The sequence below is a fragment of the Amycolatopsis speibonae genome (genome assembly GCF_042647925.1).
GTDB classification, from domain to species: Bacteria; Actinomycetota; Actinomycetes; order Mycobacteriales; family Pseudonocardiaceae; genus Amycolatopsis; species Amycolatopsis speibonae.
On the sequence record NZ_JBHRWK010000059.1, the window covers coordinates 126,676 to 144,412 of the forward strand.

The 17,737-nt window shown below is 68.3% G+C and carries 18 protein-coding genes; 7 read left to right on the forward strand and 11 right to left on the reverse strand.

Annotated elements, in window-relative coordinates; all coding sequences use genetic code 11:
- Positions 1–3 precede the first annotated feature (3 nt).
- Positions 4–801 carry an alpha/beta fold hydrolase gene (locus tag ACFOSH_RS32165; RefSeq protein WP_378243339.1) on the forward strand — a complete coding sequence of 266 codons (798 nt, stop codon included), beginning with the start codon at positions 4–6 and terminating at the stop codon, positions 799–801.
- A 10-nt stretch (positions 802–811) separates the two neighbouring features.
- A complete protein-coding gene (locus ACFOSH_RS32170) occupies positions 812–1,357 on the forward strand; it encodes an O-acetyl-ADP-ribose deacetylase (protein WP_378243341.1) in 546 nt (181 codons plus the stop codon).
- A gap of 312 nt (positions 1,358–1,669) precedes the next feature.
- On the opposite strand, the gene ACFOSH_RS32175 is transcribed toward ACFOSH_RS32170, so the two are convergent.
- From ACFOSH_RS32175 to ACFOSH_RS32185, 3 genes are all read right to left on the reverse strand, one after another.
- Positions 1,670–2,653: a hypothetical protein gene (locus ACFOSH_RS32175; RefSeq protein WP_378243343.1), complete on the reverse strand. Its 984-nt coding sequence runs from the start codon at positions 2,651–2,653 to the stop codon at positions 1,670–1,672.
- A complete protein-coding gene (locus tag ACFOSH_RS32180) occupies positions 2,650–3,894 on the reverse strand; it encodes an MFS transporter (protein WP_378243345.1) in 1,245 nt (414 codons plus the stop codon). The genes ACFOSH_RS32175 and ACFOSH_RS32180 overlap by 4 nt, the downstream gene beginning before the upstream one ends.
- Before the next feature lie 75 nt (positions 3,895–3,969).
- Complete coding sequence (locus tag ACFOSH_RS32185) at positions 3,970–5,559, reverse strand: discoidin domain-containing protein (RefSeq protein ID WP_378243347.1); 1,590 nt, start codon at positions 5,557–5,559, stop codon at positions 3,970–3,972.
- A gap of 148 nt (positions 5,560–5,707) precedes the next feature.
- Here ACFOSH_RS32185 and ACFOSH_RS32190 point away from each other — a divergent pair, with 148 nt between their 5' ends.
- Positions 5,708–6,352 (forward strand): HAD-IA family hydrolase, encoded by a 645-nt coding sequence (locus tag ACFOSH_RS32190; RefSeq protein ID WP_378243349.1) that lies wholly within the window; start codon positions 5,708–5,710, stop codon positions 6,350–6,352.
- Between the two features lie 15 nt (positions 6,353–6,367).
- Here ACFOSH_RS32190 and ACFOSH_RS32195 read toward each other — a convergent pair whose 3' ends face one another.
- The gene (locus ACFOSH_RS32195) at positions 6,368–6,835 is read right to left on the reverse strand and encodes an NUDIX domain-containing protein (protein WP_378243351.1); all 468 of its coding nucleotides are present in this window, start codon (positions 6,833–6,835) and stop codon (positions 6,368–6,370) included.
- Positions 6,836–6,977: 142 nt separating this feature from the next.
- Here ACFOSH_RS32195 and ACFOSH_RS32200 point away from each other — a divergent pair, with 142 nt between their 5' ends.
- Together ACFOSH_RS32200 and ACFOSH_RS32205 are read left to right on the forward strand one after the other, a co-directional pair.
- Complete coding sequence (locus ACFOSH_RS32200) at positions 6,978–7,427, forward strand: DoxX family protein (RefSeq protein ID WP_378243353.1); 450 nt, start codon at positions 6,978–6,980, stop codon at positions 7,425–7,427.
- A 196-nt stretch (positions 7,428–7,623) separates the two neighbouring features.
- Positions 7,624–8,046: a DoxX family protein gene (locus ACFOSH_RS32205; protein WP_378243355.1), complete on the forward strand. Its 423-nt coding sequence runs from the start codon at positions 7,624–7,626 to the stop codon at positions 8,044–8,046.
- Between the two features lie 82 nt (positions 8,047–8,128).
- Here the strand turns inward: ACFOSH_RS32205 and ACFOSH_RS32210 are convergent, their stop codons facing one another.
- From ACFOSH_RS32210 to ACFOSH_RS32240, 7 genes are all read right to left on the reverse strand, one after another.
- Complete coding sequence (locus ACFOSH_RS32210) at positions 8,129–8,734, reverse strand: GTP-binding protein (protein WP_101610140.1); 606 nt, start codon at positions 8,732–8,734, stop codon at positions 8,129–8,131.
- The gene (locus tag ACFOSH_RS32215) at positions 8,715–9,086 is read right to left on the reverse strand and encodes a DUF742 domain-containing protein (protein ID WP_101610141.1); all 372 of its coding nucleotides are present in this window, start codon (positions 9,084–9,086) and stop codon (positions 8,715–8,717) included. The genes ACFOSH_RS32210 and ACFOSH_RS32215 overlap by 20 nt, the downstream gene beginning before the upstream one ends.
- Positions 9,083–9,493 (reverse strand): roadblock/LC7 domain-containing protein, encoded by a 411-nt coding sequence (locus ACFOSH_RS32220; RefSeq protein ID WP_020631067.1) that lies wholly within the window; start codon positions 9,491–9,493, stop codon positions 9,083–9,085. The genes ACFOSH_RS32215 and ACFOSH_RS32220 overlap by 4 nt, the downstream gene beginning before the upstream one ends.
- Complete coding sequence (locus ACFOSH_RS32225) at positions 9,494–12,004, reverse strand: sensor histidine kinase (RefSeq protein WP_378243358.1); 2,511 nt, start codon at positions 12,002–12,004, stop codon at positions 9,494–9,496.
- A gap of 373 nt (positions 12,005–12,377) precedes the next feature.
- Positions 12,378–12,728 (reverse strand): hypothetical protein, encoded by a 351-nt coding sequence (locus tag ACFOSH_RS32230; protein ID WP_378243360.1) that lies wholly within the window; start codon positions 12,726–12,728, stop codon positions 12,378–12,380.
- 230 nt (positions 12,729–12,958) lie between these two features.
- Entirely contained in the window at positions 12,959–14,140 is a 1,182-nt protein-coding gene (locus ACFOSH_RS32235) for a kynureninase (RefSeq protein WP_378243361.1), read from the reverse strand.
- A complete protein-coding gene (locus ACFOSH_RS32240; RefSeq protein WP_378243363.1) occupies positions 14,124–14,771 on the reverse strand; it encodes a transcriptional regulator in 648 nt (215 codons plus the stop codon). The genes ACFOSH_RS32235 and ACFOSH_RS32240 overlap by 17 nt, the downstream gene beginning before the upstream one ends.
- Positions 14,772–14,920: 149 nt before the next feature.
- On the opposite strand from ACFOSH_RS32240, the gene ACFOSH_RS32245 reads away from it, so the two are divergent.
- Positions 14,921–16,780 carry an AMP-dependent synthetase/ligase gene (locus ACFOSH_RS32245; protein ID WP_378243365.1) on the forward strand — a complete coding sequence of 620 codons (1,860 nt, stop codon included), beginning with the start codon at positions 14,921–14,923 and terminating at the stop codon, positions 16,778–16,780.
- A gap of 222 nt (positions 16,781–17,002) precedes the next feature.
- Positions 17,003–17,659, forward strand: a complete 657-nt coding sequence (locus ACFOSH_RS32250; protein ID WP_378243367.1) for a maleylpyruvate isomerase N-terminal domain-containing protein — start codon at positions 17,003–17,005, stop codon at positions 17,657–17,659.
- Positions 17,660–17,737: the final 78 nt, after the last annotated feature.

Below are 17,737 nucleotides of genomic sequence, written 5' to 3' on the forward strand. Positions count from 1 at the left end.
GCCATGAGCACCGTGACCTCGCAAGACGGCACCACCATCGCCTACACCCGCACCGGCTCCGGCCCCGCCGTCATCCTGGTCGACGGCGCGATGTGCCACCGCGAGTTCGGCCCGGCCAAACCGCTGGCCGCCGAGCTCGCCCCGCACTTCACCGTCTACACCTACGACCGTCGCGGCCGCGGCGAAAGCGGCGACACCGCCCCGTTCTCCGTCGCCCGCGAAGTCGAGGACATCGCGGCGCTGATCAAGGAAGCCGGTGGGACAGCCCGCGTCTACGGGATCTCCTCCGGCGCCGCGCTCGCCCTCGAAGCCGCGAAAGCCGGGCTGCCGATCACGAAACTGGCGGTCTACGAATTCCCGCTGGTCGTCGACGACACCCGCCCGCCGGTCCCGGCCGACTACACCGAACGGCTGGAAAAGGCCGTCGCCACCGGAAAGCCCGGCACCGCGATCAAGACCTTCATGCGGGAAGGCGTGCGGGTCCCGGCGCCGGTCGTGTTCATGATGCAGTTCATGCCCGCCTGGCCGAAGCTGAAGAAGGTCGCGCCGACCCTGCGCTACGACGCCGCGTTGTTCGACGGCCTGCACGACGGCACCCCGCTGCCCGAAGGCCGCTGGGCGAGCGTTTCCGTGCCGACGCTGGTCATGGACGGCGGCAAGAGCCCCGCGTGGATCCGCAACGGGGTCGCCGCGCTGGCGAAGGCGGTCCCCGGCGCCGAGCACCGGACGATCGAAGGCCAGACGCATATGCTCAAGCCGAAGGCGGTGGCCCCGGTATTGATCGAATACTTCAACGACTGACGGAGCGATCATGAGGATCGAACTGGTCGAAGGCGACATCACCGAACAACAGGTCGACGTCGTGGTCAACGCCGCGAACTCGTCCCTGCTCGGCGGCGGCGGGGTGGACGGCGCGATCCACCGCCGCGGCGGGCCGGAGATCCTCACCGAATGCCGGGCGCTGCGCGCGGGGCACTACGGCAAGGGGCTGAAGACCGGAGAGGCGGTCGCCACCACGGCGGGCCGCCTTCCGGCGCGCTGGGTGGTGCACACCGTCGGGCCGGTGTGGTCCGGCGACGAAGACCGGTCCGCGCTGCTGGCGGCCTGCCACCGCAACTGTCTGCACGTGGCCGCCGATCTCGGCGCGCACACCGTGGCGTTCCCCGCGATCTCGACCGGGATCTACCGGTGGCCGGTCGAATCCGCGGCGGAGATCGCGCTGGAGGCCGTGCTGAGCACGCTTTCGACCGGCTCGTGTTCGGTGGAACTGGTGCGGTTCGTGCTGTTCGGGACCGCGGCCTACGACGTGTTCCGGGAGCAGGCGGACGCGCTCGGCGTGGGTGGTGATTCGGTTTAAGGCCGACAATGTCTTAGGTACCTACTGGATTCTGGCTGCGGTCGCTCGCACGTCCAGTCCGTGAAGGCCTCCTTGCCTAACCTGAAGGTAGGGAAGGAGGCCTTCACTACCTCCGTGATCGCCACGTTCGCCCCACGCGCACCAGCAGTCACAGCGGCCGCGCGTGAAGGCCCCCTTCCCTCGGCTCAGCCGAGGAAACTCGACCCTCACCTCCCCAAGTACCTCAAGTAGCCAGGCCGGCGGTGACGCGTCGGTCCAGGTGGTCGTGAGTGGTAAGTGCCGTTCTAACGGCACTTACCACTCACGAGCCACCTACACCCCCGCCGGCGAACTTCCGTGCTGCACCAGCTCCCGAGCCGCCCCGTTTCCGTCAGCCGGAACAGCCCAGATCCCCGACTCCAGCCCATACGCCACGGTCCGGTCGTCGAGCCAGGCCGCCTGGTCGTCCACGCTCCGCGTCTCGGCCAGCATGGTCTCCTTCCCCGAGGCCAGATCGAGGACGGCCAGCCGCCAAGGCGCCGCGATGTCGGCGGAAACCCGCTTCTTGAAGGCGATCCGCTTCCCGTCCGGCGAAAGCGACGGGCATTCGACGTTCTCACGGATCATCCTCGCGACGAGCTTCTCGTAGTCCGCCTCGACGAGGTAGGTCTTCCCCTTCGTCCCCACGGTCGCGTAGAACTTCTTCCCGTCGGCGGCGAAGGTGATCCCCCAGTAGTTCACGTCGGACGAGTAGTACGGCTTGCCGTCGAGCAGGAGGGTCATCTCCTCGATACTCTTCGTCAGTTTCCCGGTCGACACGTTGAAGATGCCGGCCCTGGTCGAAAACCCGGTCTCCGCGTAGGAATCCCCGTTGACGAACAACGTCCAGTAGGCGAGCTTCCCGTCCGGCGAGACCCGGCCGCGGCTGGGTGTGCCGGGCAGTTCGATCCGGCGGATCTCGTTGAGGTCCTTGTCCAGCACGATGACGTCGGTCATCGGCGGCAGCACTCCCGGCTGCGCGGCCAGGCACAGCGCCGTCCCCGCCGATGCGGCGAACCGGTCACAACTGAGGCCGGACACCTTTCGCGCTTCGCCAGGCCGATCGACCGGGACGGTGGCCAGGTGACCGAAATCGGGGCCTTCGGCGGTATTGCGGAACAGCAGCTGTCCCTTGGCCTGCACCGAAACCGGCTGCCCGGTGACGACGGCGACGGAGTTGACCTCCGGCCCGCGGTCCCGCGAGTAGAGGCCGTAGCCGACGGCCGCCGCGATCAGGACGACGACCGCCGCCACCACGCCCAGGATCCGCGCCCTCATGCGTAAGTCCTCAAAGGACGGAGGACGGCGGCCGCGACGACCACGACGGCCAGTGCACCCGCGGCGACCAGGACCGCGGCGTGCAGGTCCCAAGTGGTCCACGCGAGTCCGAAAAGGACGGACGCGAACATCCGGGTCGTCGCCTGCCCGGTCTGCACCAGCGCCAGCCCGCTCGCCCGCTGATGCTCGGGCAGCAGCGGCCCGGCGGCGGCCATCAGGACGCCGTCGGTGGCGGCGTAGAAGACACCGTGCAGCACCAGCGCCAGCACCGCGAGGATGCCGCCGTCCACCGGTCCGAGCAGCGCCAGCAGCGCGACGACCAGCGCGACGTGTCCACCGAGGAACACCTTCCAGCGGCCGATCCGGTCCGAAAGCCTGCCCAACGGAACGGCGAGCAGCAGATAGACACCGGCGGTTCCCAGTGGCAGCAAGGGGAAGAAGACCGCGCCGAGTTCCCAACGGCGCTGCAGAACCAGATAGAGGAACGAATCGCTGAGGGTGACCAAGCCCAGCAGGGCCGCCCAGACGCAGATTCGGCGGAACGACGCCTGGCGGATCAAGCCGGCGGTCTCCCGTAAGGAGACCTTGGGCCGCTCGGCCCTCGGCGTGGGCTGGTGGTCCTTGACCAGCATCACCAGGATGATCACGCCGATCGCGGCGATACAGAAGCTCGTGAAGAACACGGAGTCGTAGCTGCCGAGGCTGAGCCACAGCACGGCCATGGCGACCAGCGGGCCGAGGAAAGCGCCGAAGGTGTCCATAGCGCGGTGCACGCCGAACGCGCGGCCGAGGTGTTCGGGGTCGCTGCTCAAGGTGATCAGCGCGTCCCGCGGCGCGGTCCGGACGCCCTTGCCGGTGCGGTCGGCCGCCAGGACGGCGCCGATCGCCACGGTGGACGAACCCGCCAGCATCAGGCCGATCTTGCCCAGTGCAGAGAGCCCGTAACCGAAGCAGGCGACGGCTTTGAGCCGCTGCCACCGGTCCGCGAGATGCCCGCCGACGAGCCGGACGACGGCGGTGACACCGGAGTAGAGGCCGTCGAGCACGCCGAACTGCAGCGGGCTCAGGCCGAGACCGAGGACGAGGTAGAGCGGGAGGACCGCGGTCACCATCTCCGACGAGATGTCGGTGACCAGGCTGACCAGGCCGAGCGCGACGACGTTCCCGGTGACGGCCCGTTTCATGCCGCTCTTCGGTACTTCCGCCGCGGTGTCCGCTCCCCTGGCGGTGGCGATGTACATGGGAGACCTCCTACGCCGCGAGGAGGTGCCGGGTCGCGGTGCACACGGCCGCGACCCGGCACCTGATCGCGAGGATCAGTGGCAGGTGTAGGTGGGAGAGGAGTCGATGGTCTTGCCGTCGAGACCGATCAGCTGGGTCGAGAAGGCGTTCTCCGACATGTTCAGCTTGAGCACGCCGTAGGTCGAGATCGCCTTCGCCGTGGCCGGGTGTTCGGTCTTGACGGGGTACAGGGTCGCCCCACCGCCACCGCCGATGATCTGCACCGGACCGGCCGCGTCCTTGTCGCCGTCGGCGTTCTGCGGGAAGAACCGCTCGTAGTGGTGGTCATGGCCGTTGAGCACCAGGTCGACCTTGTTTCCGACCATGGTCTCCCAGAGGGTGGCCATCTTGTCGTTGTCGCCGTGGTCACCCGAGGTGTAGCGCGGGTGGTGGTAGTACGCGGCGACACAGGGTTTGGTGTTGTTCTTCAGGTCCTGCTTGATCCAGTTCAACTGCTCGTCGCTGACCGCGTTCGCGGCGAGACCGGGGGAGAACTCCGTGCTGTCGATGGCGACGAAGTGCCAGTTGCCCATTTCCCAGCTGTAGTAGGTCTTCCCGTTCGGCGTCGCGATCTTGCCGAAGTACTTCTTGTAGGCACCCAGCGGGGTGTCGTCGTAGGTCTCGTGGTTGCCCGGGATCGGGTGCATGATGCTCTTGTACTTGCCCCAGGTCTTGTCGAAGTACTTCGTGAAGTCCTCGATGTGGGCATCGTCGTACTGGTTGTCGCCCATGGTGATCACCGCGGCCGGGTTCATCTGCCCGACCAGGTTGGCGGTCTTCGGGTGGACGCACGACGACGAGGACGCGGTGCACTGTTCCGCGATGTCACCGGAAGCGGCGAGCACGAACGACGAACCGCCGCCCGCCTGTGTGGTCGCCTGGATAGCGCCGCTGGCGGCCGAGGTGTTGCCCGCGGCGTCCTTCGCCCGGACGCTGTAGGTGTACGCGGTCGCGGCGGTGAGTCCGGTGTCGGCGAAGGAAGCGCTTTCCGTAGTGCCGACGACCTGGCCGTTCCGCAGCACCTCGTAACCGGCGACGCCGACGTTGTCCGTCGACGCGGTCCACGTCAGGTCCACTGTGGACGCGGTGATCGAACCGGCCTTGAGGTTCGTGGGCGCGGTGGGAGCCTGCGTGTCGCTGGAGGAGTCCGACGTTCCGTAGACCTGCATCTCCCAAAGGGAATAGCCGTAGCTGGTGGCCCGCTTGGTCGCGACCAGGCGCAGGTAGCGACCCTTGCCGGACAAGCCGGTGAGGTCGTCGGTTCCGCCGTTTCCGTTGGTGACGGACTTGATCGAGGTCCACGCCGAGCCGTCGTTGGAGACTTCCAGCTTGTACGCGGTGGCGTACGCGGCCTCCCAGTTCAGCTTGACCCGGTTGACGGCGGAGGGGCCGCCCAGGTCGATACGGATGAACTGCGGGTCCGCGCCTTCGACGCTCGCCCAGCGGGTGCTGGTCTTCCCGTCGACGGCGAGCGCGCCGGCGTACGACGAGGACTCCACCGAGGAGACGATGACGGGTTTGTTCTGGGACAACAGGACGTCGGCGGCTTGCGCGTTGCCGCTGAGCAGCGTCGGCAGCAGGATTACGGCCGCGCCTAAGGGCAGTAGTCGGGTACGGGCCTTCACATCGATCTCCCCGGGAATCCGTGGCGGCGGGTTGAGAGGGACGGGTGCGCGGCGTTCACTTCGAGTACACTTGTTCGTTTGGTAACTTTCCTAACGAATGCGTACGGTAATCCGTACCACTCAGTGAGTCAAGACATAGACTCGTCCCATGACCGGTGCCTTGATCTTCGACTTCGACGGAACGCTGGTCGACACCGAGGCGGCCGTCCTCGTGGCCTGGCAAGAGACTTTCCGCGAGCGCGGCGACGAGCTCCCCCTCGACGTCTGGCACACCGTGATCGGCACCCAGAACACCGCCGTCGCGATGTTCGAACTGCTGGAGAAGAACGACGAGACCCTCGACAGGATCGCGGTCCGCACCGGCGTCCGCGCCCGGGTCACCGAACTGCTGGAGTCCGAGGGGCCGCGCCCCGGCGTCCAGGAGTACCTCGAAGACGCGAAGGAGCAGGGCCTGCGGCTGGCCATCGCGTCCAGTTCGACCGGCGACTGGGTCTCCACGCATCTGAACCGGCTGGGCCTCGCGGACGCGTTCGAGGCCGTCCTCACCGGCGACCTCCACGAGGCGAAGCCGAGCCCGGACCTCTATCTGGCCGCGCTCGCCGCGCTGGACCTGCCCGCGACCGAGGCGATCGCGTTCGAGGACTCACCGCACGGTGTCACCGCGGCGAAGGCCGCCGGACTGCGGTGCGTCGCGGTGCCGAACCCGATCACCGCGGTGCTGAACTTCGACCACGCCGATCTCGTACTGGGATCGCTGGCCGACAAACCGCTGGGCGAATTACTGGAGCGGTAGGGCCGCGCCGGTTACTCAGCCGTTGAGCAGTTCACCCAGCCGGACGAGGAACGGGCGCTGACCTTTGAGCAGCTTCTCCTCCGCTTCGGCGAGCCCGAACCAGGCGGCCCCGTCGACCTCGGGGAACTCCTGCGTCCGGCCCGACCGCGGCGGCCACTCCATCTCGAAGGTGCCGGGGACGACCTGAGCCGGATCAAGGTCGCCCTCCACCGCCCAGACCGTCACGACCTTGCCGCCGGACTGCTTCACCTGACCGAGCGGGAGGTACTCGCCCTCCGGCGCCGGCAGCCCCAGTTCCTCCCGGAACTCACGCCGCGCCGCGTCCTCCGGCGCCTCGTCCGGCTCGTACTCGCCCTTGGGTATCGACCAGCCGCCCGCGTCCTTCTTCGCCCAGAACGGCCCGCCCATATGCCCGAGCAGCACCTCGGTCACCTCGCCCGACCTGCGGAAGAGCAGGATCCCGGCACTCGTCTTACCCGCCATGGCGACCAGTCTGACGCTGGGCCGACCGGGTGATGTGACCGGCCCGCGAAAAAACTTTCCGCTCGCATGTCGATTGGCGCCCGGCTCGTCCGACGCATGAGCAGAAGCAGCCGGACAGAAACCTCCCGGAAGGACCGGAACCATGACGCAGACCATCACCCCCGCCGAGACCACCGCCACCACGACCACCGCCACCCCGCGTGCTGCCAAGGCACAGGGTGCGATCCAGTCGGCCGTCCGGATCGTCGTCTCGTTCCTCTTCCTCTGCCACGGCTTGCAGGGATTCGGCTTCTTCGGTGGCGTCGACGGCGCGGGCGGTTCCGTCGAACTCGGCTCCTGGCCCGGCTGGTACGGCAGCGTGATCGAGGTCGTCGGTGCCGTGCTGGTGCTGGTGGGCCTGTTCACCCGGCCGGTCGCGGTGCTCCTCTCCGGCGTCATGGCCTACGCCTACTTCACCGTCCACGCGCCGGAGGGCCTGCTGCCGCTGCAGAACATGGGCGAGCTCTCCACCCTCTACTGCTGGATCTTCCTGCTGATCGCGGTGGTCGGCCCGGGCACCTTCGCGCTCGACACACTGCGCCGCCGCCGCTGAACGCCGATAAAGAGGCCCCTTTCCTGGAATGATTCCAGGAAAGGGGCCTCTTTATTGCGTACCTGTCGATTCGCTGTCAATAAATTCGGCCATACCATGGAATTACCCCCCAAAAGAAAGTTCCCTACGGATGGGGGTATCCGGCATCCTTTATCGCATCAATGGTTTAGACCACCTTGAGCCGGAAGGATGCGTCATGACCCAGACAGCCACCGCCACGACCACCGAGATCGGCCAGACAGCCAAATGGCAGGGTCTGGCCCTCTCCGTCGTCCGCGTAGTGGTCTCGTTCCTGTTCCTCTGTCACGGTTTGCAGTCGATGGGCTTCTTCGACAAGCCCGCCGTCCCCGTCGGCACCTGGCCGAGCTGGTACGCCGGGGTGATCGAACTGGCCGGATCGCTGCTGCTCCTGGCGGGCCTGTTCACCCGCCCGGTCTCGGTACTGCTTTCGGGCACGATGGCGTACGCGTACTTCGTCGTACACCAGCCCGACGCGCTGCTGCCGTTGCAGAACAAGGGTGAGATGGCCGCCCTGTACTCATGGGTCTTCCTGCTGTTCGCAGTGGTCGGCCCGGGCACCTACGCGCTCGACACACTGCGCCGCCGCCGCAAGTCCTGAGCCTCACCAAGTGCCATGAAAGGTCCTTTCCTTGCAAATTTGGCAAGGAAAGGACCTTTCATGGCGTTCAGGTGCGGGAAGATCAGCGTCCCTGGGGCAGCCCTGCCGCCAGATCGGACAGCGCCAGCACGTGCTCCATCAGCACGGTCAGCACCTGCTTCGTCGAGTCGCGTTCCCGCGCGTCGCACAGCAGCAGCGGGACGTCCATGCTGACGTCGAGCGCCTGCCGGACCTCCTCGGTGCCGTAGCGATACGCGTTGTCGAAGCAGTTGACGGCGACGACGAACGGCAGTCCGCGGCGCTCGAAGAAGTCGACGGCCGCGAAGCAGCTGTCGAGCCGCCGAGTGTCGGCCAGCACGACGGCGCCGAGCGCACCTTCGGCCAGTTCGTCCCACATGAACCAGAACCGGTCCTGTCCCGGCGTGCCGAACAGGTACAGGATCAGCTCGGGGTTGATGGTGATGCGGCCGAAGTCGAGGGCGACCGTGGTGGTCGTCTTCTTCTCGACGCCGGTGAGATCGTCGACGCCCTCGGACGCCGCGGTGATGACCTCTTCGGTGCGCAGCGGGGGAACCTCGCTGACCGAGCCGACCATCGTGGTCTTACCGACCCCGAACCCGCCGGCGATGAGGACCTTGACCGCGTTCGCGGTCAAGGATCGCCGGGGCTCAGAGTTTCCGGATGCCATCAAGAACCGCCTGGAGTACGTGTTTGTTGGGGGTGTCGGTGACCGGGGTCGCGGTGCGGAACAGCACGAGGTTCTGTTCGATGAGGTCGCTCAGCAGCACCTTCACCACCGGCAGCGGCAGATCGATACGCGCGGCGACCTCCGCGACGGAGGTCGGTCTCTGGCACAGGTTGAGGATCCGCCCGTACTCCGGCTCGAAGCCGGCGACCTCGTGCGCGGTGCGCATGGCCACCACCAGGGTGATCAGGTCGAGGCCGAGCGTATCCGAGCGGGTGCGCCCGCCCGTGACGGCGTACGACCGGACCAGCGGCCCTGCCTCGTCCTCGAACCACGACTCGTGCCGCCCGCTCATGGCGACAGGGGAGTCGCGGCGCGAGGCGCCGAAGTGAGTACCGCGCCGACCCGCTTGACCATCAGGTTCATCTCGTAGGCCACGAGACCCATGTCCGCGTCTTCCTTCGCCAGCAGCGCGAGGCACGCGCCGCGGCCCGCCGCGGTGACGAACAGGAAGGCGTGATCCATCTCGACCATGGTCTGCCGGACGTTGCCGCCACCGAAATGCCGTCCCGTGCCCCGCGCGAGGCTCTGGAACGCCGACGCGACCGCGGACAGGTGCTCGCCGTCCTGCTCCGACAGGTTGCCGGACCGTCCGATGAGCAGGCCGTCGGCTGACAGGACTACCGCCCTGTCGGCACCGCTGACACGCTTGACCAGGTCATCCAGCAACCAGTCGAGTTCACTGACTCCCGCGTTGGCCATCTAGTCACGATCTCCGTACATGTCGTGGTCGGTGTACTCGTCGGTGGGTTCGGTGTCCCGGCCACGGCGCGTCCCCTGCTGGAAGGCGGCGAGGCGGTTCCTGGCCAGCTCGGGGGTGTCCTCGCGGACGTCCTCGCGCCGGTCGGCAGGCCGGTCCTCCATCAGCTGGGGGACCAGGTTCGTCTGACGTCGGCGCTGCGGCAGCGGTGGCCTGCCCGGCGCCTCGGGGCCGGGTCGCCGGGTCTGCGGCGGACGGCCGTCCTGCGGTCGGGTGTCGGCGGGCGGCCACGCCGGCGGCTGCACCGCCTGCGGCCGTGACTCGGCACGCGCAGGCTCCGGGCGGATCGGCTCGGGCCGGGCCGGGTCGAGCCTGGGCGTCTCGGGCCGGGGCACGCGCGGCTGGCGCGAGGGCAGCGGCGGCAGCGCGGCACCGGGCTGTTCCTGCGGGAACTCCGACTGGGGAGCCACCGGCATCGGCACGGGCAGTTCGGGCCGCTCCACGGGGAACTCCGTGCGGTGACGGGCACGGCGGCCCGGCAGCAGCGGCGCGGCGTCCGGCACCTCGGTGCTCTCGGGGTCCACCTCGTCCTCCGGCTGATCAGACGGGACCGGCGCGAGCAGGTCGGTGCGGACGAGCACGATGGCCCTGGTGCCGCCGTACGCGGACTCGCGCAGGTGCACGGAGATCCCGTGGCGAGCGGCGAGGCGCGCGACCACGAACAGGCCCAGCCGCGGCTCGGCTGACAAAGCCATGATGCCGAAATCCGGCGGATCGGCCAACATCGCGTTCAGCTCGGCGGCCTGCTCGGGCTCGATGCCGAGGCCCTGGTCCTCGACCTCGATCACGACGCCCTTGCCGACCACGTTGCCCCGCAGCTCGACCCGCGACTGCGGCGGCGAGAAGGAGGTGGCGTTGTCGATCAGCTCCGCGAGCAGGTGCACGAGGTCGCCGACGACCGGGCCCTGCACCGCGACCGCGGGCATCTTCGCCGTCTTCACCCTGGCGAAGTCCTCGGTCTCGGCCGAGGCGCCGCGGGTCAGCTCGGCCAGCGTGACCGGCTTGCGCCACTGACGGCCGGGCTGGCCGCCACCGAGGATGATCAGGTTCTCCGCGTTGCGGCGGGCACGGGTGGAGAGGTGGTCCAGCTGGAAGAGCGTCTCCAGCTGCTCCGGGTCCTCCTGCTTGCGCTCGGCCTGCTCGAGCACCTTGAGCTGGCGGTGCACGATCACCTGGCTGCGGTGCGCGATGTTGAGGAACACCGTCTTGGTGCCTTCACGGGTCCTGGCTTCTTCGACGGCGGCCGCGATGGCGGTCTGCTGTGCCTTGTTGAAGGCCTCGGCGACCTGGCCGATCTCGTCGTCGCCGTGGTCGAGGAAGTGACCCTTGTCGTCGAGGTCGACGGGTTCGCCCGCGCGCACCCGGTCCACCAGTTCGGGCAGCCGGATCTCGGCGACGTCGAGGGTGTCCTCGCGCAGCCGGGCCAGCCTGCCGATGAGCCGGTTGGACAGCCGCAGGGCGATGATGAACACGCCGATCGCCACCAGCAGCGCGATGGCCGCGGCGATGGCCGAGGTGATCAGTGTCCGGTCGGCCTCGTCGATGGCCTCGGTCGTGGCGGCACCACTCTGCTCGACGAAGCCGCGCATCATCGCGTCACCGACGCCGCGCGCCGCTTGCAGCCACGTCTGCTCGGGGATGGGGAGCGTGGCCTTGCTGTTCTGCAGGAAGGTGTTCTCGACCGAGTTGACGGCCTTCCACGGATCACTCGCGACGAGCTGGTCGAACTTCGCCTTGACGTCCGGGCGCATCCGCGAGACGGACGACTCGAGCAGCGAGCGGTACGAACCGACCTGGCTGACGTAGGCGCGGTAGGTCTCGTCGGTGAAGCCACCGCCCGCGACCGCCGCGGCGGCGAGCGAGTTCGCGCGCTGCAACTGGTCGATCGCGGTGAACAACGGCACCGCGGTGATGCGCTGGTAGGCGTTCTCGGCGTTCGGCGCGTCCTGCGCGAGACCCGTGAGGCCTTCGACGAACTGGTCGAGGATCTGGTTGTAGAAGGTGAAAGCGTCCAGCAGCGGCAGCTGACCGGAGTCGGCCGACTGACGGATCTGCGGCATCTTCTGGAACAGCCCGTTCACCGTGGCGATGTTGCGCTGCACGCTGTCGGGCGAGTCCCCGATGAACTTCTGGAGGTGCGTGACGACGCCCTGGGTGGCGGCGTCGGTCTTGGCGCGCTGCTCCACGAGCGAGGCGTGCTGCGAGCGGTCGCCCGCGAGCTCGCGCAGCGTCAGCCGTCGCTCCTCCTGGATCTGGGCGAAGAACGGGACGGAGGGGGCCTCCGAGTCACGGATCCGTTGCGCGTAGTCGCGGCCGTTCACCGCGTCGAAGATCAAGTAGCCGCCGATCGCGAGACCGACGAGCATCAGCGCGGTGCTCGGAATGAGGGCGATCGTGAGAACGCGCGAACGAATCGAAGAGCCGCGGCCTCGTCGAAGGGAAATCTGCTTCACCGTGGTCCGTTTTCCTTCCGGCAGTTATTGGTGTCGGGTCGCCGGGGATCTCATACCCGCGGGATCCGATAGCCGGATCAACACAGCGTGGTCCGCTCCGCCCGCGAAGACGCTAGGAGACCCAAACGGGTGAGTCAAGTCCGGACGCGAAGGGTAGTCGCGTATGGCCGTGACCAGCTGACGAGAGCTCGGTGGACCTCGAAAGTCCACCACGTGGACCAGGACACCCCGCCAAGTGACTCGCCAGTAGATCACCTGGCGGTTTACCGCAGGCAGCGGCTTGATCGACGTTCATCGGACTCGATCAAGTCACAGCTCGCCGCGTTCGCGTCTCAGCCGAAAAGTCGACGAAAACTACTCGCCGTGACCTCGCTCACGCTTTCGGACCAGAGCTCCACATACCGTTCGGTTTGCGAACGACATCACCGCGGAGGAAGGCCGCCGTAACGCCGTTCGAACCACGGAATCGAGAATTTCCGAAGCTTATCGCCGCGGTTTCGGCGAAATGATCTTCGTCGACACGGCCGAGCTCGTCTTCGAGGAGCGCGTCGACCCGCCCGGACGCGTCTCGGAGCAGCCGGACGCCCGCCCAGCACAGCGTCACCACTCCGCAGGCCAGGATCAGCACGAGCGCCGTCTCGACCGGATATCGCGAGCCGAATTCATTGAGCAGGAAACCGGAGACGACACCGCACACGGCGATGGCGGTATAGGTGAACGACACGATCCCCTCCTTCTCCGGGCGCCGTGGGCCGCGCCTCGCCGCTGAGACGAGCGACGCGGGTTTCCCTTACGCCACAGGGGAAGGATCTACGTCACACTCGCGGCGAGAGCGAACGTCGAGATTAACAGCGAATTCGCGACGGGTCGCCGTGTCTCCCCCACCGGGGCGAGGTGATCACCTATTTGCCACCGATTCCCGAATGAACTTCATGCTTTTCGCCACCCCGAGTGTCATTTCCGGAGGTCTCGAAGCGTCGTGACGGCGCGAAGCACCTCGCCGTAGGTGGTGTAGAGCGGTGCCAGGCCGAACCGCAGCACGTCGGGCGGGCGGAAGTCCCCGATCACCCCTCGTTCGATCAGGGCGGCCATCGTCTTGGCCGCGTCGTCGTCGACGACCGAGATCTGGTGCCCGCGGTCGGCGCCGCGCGGGGTCCGGATCTTCACGCCGTCGAGCAGCTCGTCCGCGCATCGGAAGAAGAAGTCACCGAGCGCGAGACCCTTCTCCCGCAGCGACCCGCGATCCACCCCGACCCAGACGTCGAGGGCCGCGTCCAACGCGAGCAGCGAAAGGATGTCGGGCGTGCCGGCGCGGCCACGCGCGATCCCGGCGTGGGCCTCGTAGGCGCCCCGCATCGCGAACGGGTCACGGTCGCCTGCCCAGCCCGCCAGCGGCTGCTCGAAGCTTTCCAGCCATTTCGTTGCCACATAAAGGAAAGCGGGGGCGCCCGGACCGCCGTTGAGGAACTTGTAGGTGCAGCCGACGGCGAGATCCACGCCCGCCGCGTCCAGTTCGACCGGGAGCGCGCCGACGCTGTGGCAGAGGTCCCAGAGCGTCAGCGCCCCGGCGCGACGCAGCGCCGCGGTCAGCGCGGCCATGTCGTGGGCGCGCCCGGTGACGTAGTCGACGTGGTTGATCAGCGCGACGGCGGTCCGCTCGCTCACCACGTCCGGCATGTCCTCGGCGACGACCCGGCGGACCGTGCGCCCGGTCAGGCGGGCGGCCTCGTCGGCGATGTAGCCGTCGGTCGGGAACGTGTCCGCGTCGACGAGGATCTCGTCGCGGCCGGGGTTGAGCCTGGTCGCGGCGATCAGCGCCTTGAACAGGTTCACGCTGGTCGAATCCGCCACGACCAGCTGCCCCGGCGCGGCACCCACCAGCGGCGCGATCCGCTCGCCGACCCGCAACGGCGCTTCCCACCAGCCCTCCGACCAGGACCGGATGAGCCGGCCGCCCCACTGTTCGCGGACGACCTCGGCGACCCGCCCGGCCACGTGCTTCGGCGGCGCGCCCAGCGAGTTACCGTCGAAGTAGGCGACGTCCGCGTCGAGGTCGAATTCGTTTCGCTTGTGCGCCAAGGGATCGGCCGCGTCCAGTGCCGCGGCTTCGGCTACGAGGTCAGTCACGCCCGCCATCGTCGGCGAGTGTGTTCCAGAAGTCCAGTTCGTACGCCTGGAACAACCGCGCGTGGATCCGGGCGTCCTTTTCGGACACCTGTCCGACGTCGAGCGCGGCCTGGACGGCCTTGGCGGCCAGGTCCTCGAGCTCCGGCGACGGCGCGCCGAAGAAGTCGAAGAAGGCGCACGCCTCGTCGTCGAAGCCGTAGTGCTCCCGCATCGCGGCGGCGATCGCGGCACAGTACCGGCCGAAGGCGGCGAAGTTGGCGACGATCGCCACGATGACGTCCGCCGGTTCGCCATTGAGCGCCAGCCAGGCGACGAACGCCGGATACGCCTGGCATCCCGCGCGCGGCTCGAAGTCCGGCGGCTCCTCGGCGAGGGCAGGCAGCTTGCCTAACGCCAGCCCCTCGCCCGAGGCCAGGGTCGCGAAGAACTCCCGCGCGTTCTGCTCCTGGGCTCGTGAGGCGAGGTGGAGGAAACCGCGCCAGTCGCTGCGGACGATCCGGTACTCCTCCGCGGCGATCGCGGAGAAGACCTCCCGTGGCGCTTCACCCGCCTCGACCATCGGGACGAGCCGATTGTCGTCGTCGTGGGGTGCCAGTTCCGCCTGGACCGCGTCGATCAACTCACGTGCCGAACCGGTCATCGTCGAGGCTCCTCCTTGTTCGCGACTGACGCGCTGAAAACGGAAAAGGTGGACATTTCGCGTAGCGCAACCGTGGCCGCGATTCTCTATCCACCGCTGACGAGAGCCCTTACAGTGTGCCTGATCAGGCAGCATCGAGGAGGCCAGCGTTGACCACCCAGCCGACCGTCGCCGAGCAGATCGAAGGCCAGACCATCCCCGCCCTGCTTCACCGCAACGCCGAGGAGTTCGGCGATCTGCCGGCGGTCACTTCACTCGACGCCGAGGGCAAGCCGACCCTGAACTGGCGTGAATTCCGCACCGCCATCGCGGAGGTGTCGCGCGGGCTCGCCGGTCTCGGGGTCGGCACCCGCGACCGGGTGCTGATCATGGCGCCGAGCAGCCCCGACCACCTGATCGCCGACCTCGCCGCCGCCCATCTCGGCGCGATCCCGTGCACCGCGTACGCGACGCTCAGCCCGGAGCAGATCGGGTTCGTCGCCCGGCACAGCGCCGCCGGCGTCGTCGTGCTCGCCGGTGCCGAAGAACTCGGCCGCTGGTCCCAGGTCCTCGACGACCTGCCCGCGCTGCGGCACGTCGTCCTGCTCGACGCGTCCGTGCTCCCCCAGGACGACAAACGATTCCTGTCGTTCGCCGATCTGCGCGCGGCCGGCGCCGAAGCGCACGCGGCCGACCCGGAGGCGTTCGCGACGGCGTGGTCCGCGATCAGCCCGGACGACCCGCTGTCGATGATCTACACCTCCGGCACCACCGGCGACCCCAAGGGTGTCGTGCTGTCGCACCGCAACGCGATCCACGAGGCCACCGCGGTCATGCGGCTGCACGACTCGCCGATGCACGCCACGAACATCGCGTACCTGCCGCTCGCGCACATCGCCGAACGCGAACTGTCGATCTACATGCCGATCGTGTGGGCCGGGCACGTGCACACCGTCGGCGACCCGACGGCCGTCGTCGGCGCGCTGGGGCAGGTGCATCCGCTGAGCTTCTTCGGCGTCCCGCGGGTGTGGGAAAAGATGGTGGCGGGCCTGAAGAACCTGCTCGGCTCCCTGCCGGAGGAGAAGCGGAACGGCCTGATCGGCGCGAACGAACTGCTGCAACAGGGCTACAAACTGCGCAGCGACGGCAAGGAGGTGCCGCCGGAACTCGCGGAGAAGATCGCGCGGACCGACGCGGCCGCGCTCGCGCCGGTGCGGGCGATGCTGGGCCTGGACAAGGTCGAGGTCGCCTCCAGCGGTGCCGCCGCGCTGCCGGTGGAGATCCTGTACTTCATCGCCGGGCTCGGCGTCGAGATCCAGGAGGTCTGGGGGCTGTCCGAGACCACCGGCGCGGTCACCTCGAACACGCCGTCGGCGTTCAAGGCGGGTTCGGTCGGCCGTCCGCTGGAAGGCGTCGAGGTGAAGGTCGCCGAGGACGGCGAACTGCTGGTCCGCGGCGCGATCGTGTTCCTCGGCTACCTGCAGGAGGACGGCTCGATCAAACCGGACGTCGACGCCGACGGCTGGCTCGCCACCGGCGACATCGGGACGATCGACGAACGCGGCTTCGTCACGATCACCGACCGCAAGAAGGAACTGATCATCACTTCGAGCGGCAAGAACATCGCCCCGACGAAGATCGAAGGGCTGCTCAAGGAGCACCCGCTGATCGGACAGGCCGTCGCGATCGGCGAGAAGCGGCCGTACGTCACGGCGCTGATCGTCGTCGACGACGAGATCGCGCCCGGCTGGGCGACCGCGAACGGCATCGAGCTCACCGAGGGCGAGTCGCTCGCGGACAACGCGCAGGTGCGCGCGGAGATCGAGAAGGCCGTCGAGGCGGCGAACGCGCGGCTGTCCCGGATCGAGCAGATCAAGCGGTACCACGTGATCCCGAAGGCGTGGACGCCCGAGAGCGGCGAACTGACCCCGACGCTGAAGCTGAAGCGGCGGATCATCAACGACCGGTACGCGCCGACGATCGCGGACCTCTACCCGTCGGACACTCCCGCCCCCGCCGCCGGCTCCTGACGCGCCGCCGAGAAGGCCTGTCCGTGAAGGCCTCCTTACCTACCCTGAAGGTAGGTAAGGAGGCCTTCACGGACGTGAGACGGCCAAGCGGCGGTGACGCGTCGGTCAGGTTGGTCGTGAGTGGCGATTCGGGTCAGAACACGAAACGCCACTCACGACCCACCCAAGTGAAGCCGCGCAAAGAGGTCGCCGCCAAGCCGCCGCCGCTGCTAACTTGCCGCCGTGGATCTCTTCTCCCGCTCATGGGCGGCGCTCCTCGCCGCCGTCGCCGAAACCCCCGACGAAGACTTCGCCAAACCGTCCGGCTGCGCGGGCTGGCTGGTGCAGGATCTGGCGTGCCACCTGGTGATCGACGCCCAGGACGTCCTGATCACCCTCGCCACCCCCGTCGAAACGGCGGCCACCCGCGACGCGGTCACCTACTGGGAGGTCGCCAGCACCCCGCCCACCGGGGAGGACGACCTCGACGCGCTGATCGTGCGCCTCGCCGCCGCGTACCGAGAACCCCGGCTGCTCAAGTTCCACCTCGACGACGTCGGGTCCGCGGCGGGCCGTGCCGCGCGCCTCGCCGACCCCGCGACGCGGGTCGCCACCCGCGACATCGTCCTGTCCGCGGGTGACTTCCTGTCCGCGTACGTCCTGGAGTGGACGCTGCACCACCTCGACCTCGTCGCGCATCTCCCGCACCTCGACGGACCCGCCGCCGACAGCCTCGCCAGGACCCGGCAGATCCTGGAGCAGCGCACCGGCGAGAAGTTCCCTGAGTCGTTCTCCGACACCGACGCGCTCCTGGTCGGCACCGGACGCCGCTCACCGACCGAAGCGGAGAAGGCCGCCCTCGGCGACCTGGCCGCGAAGCTCCCCTTCGTCGTCGGCTAGCGGACGACACTCGCGTGATCAGACACGGAACTCGCGTGATTGAAGGCGTAACTCGCGTGATTGAAGGGGTAACTCGCG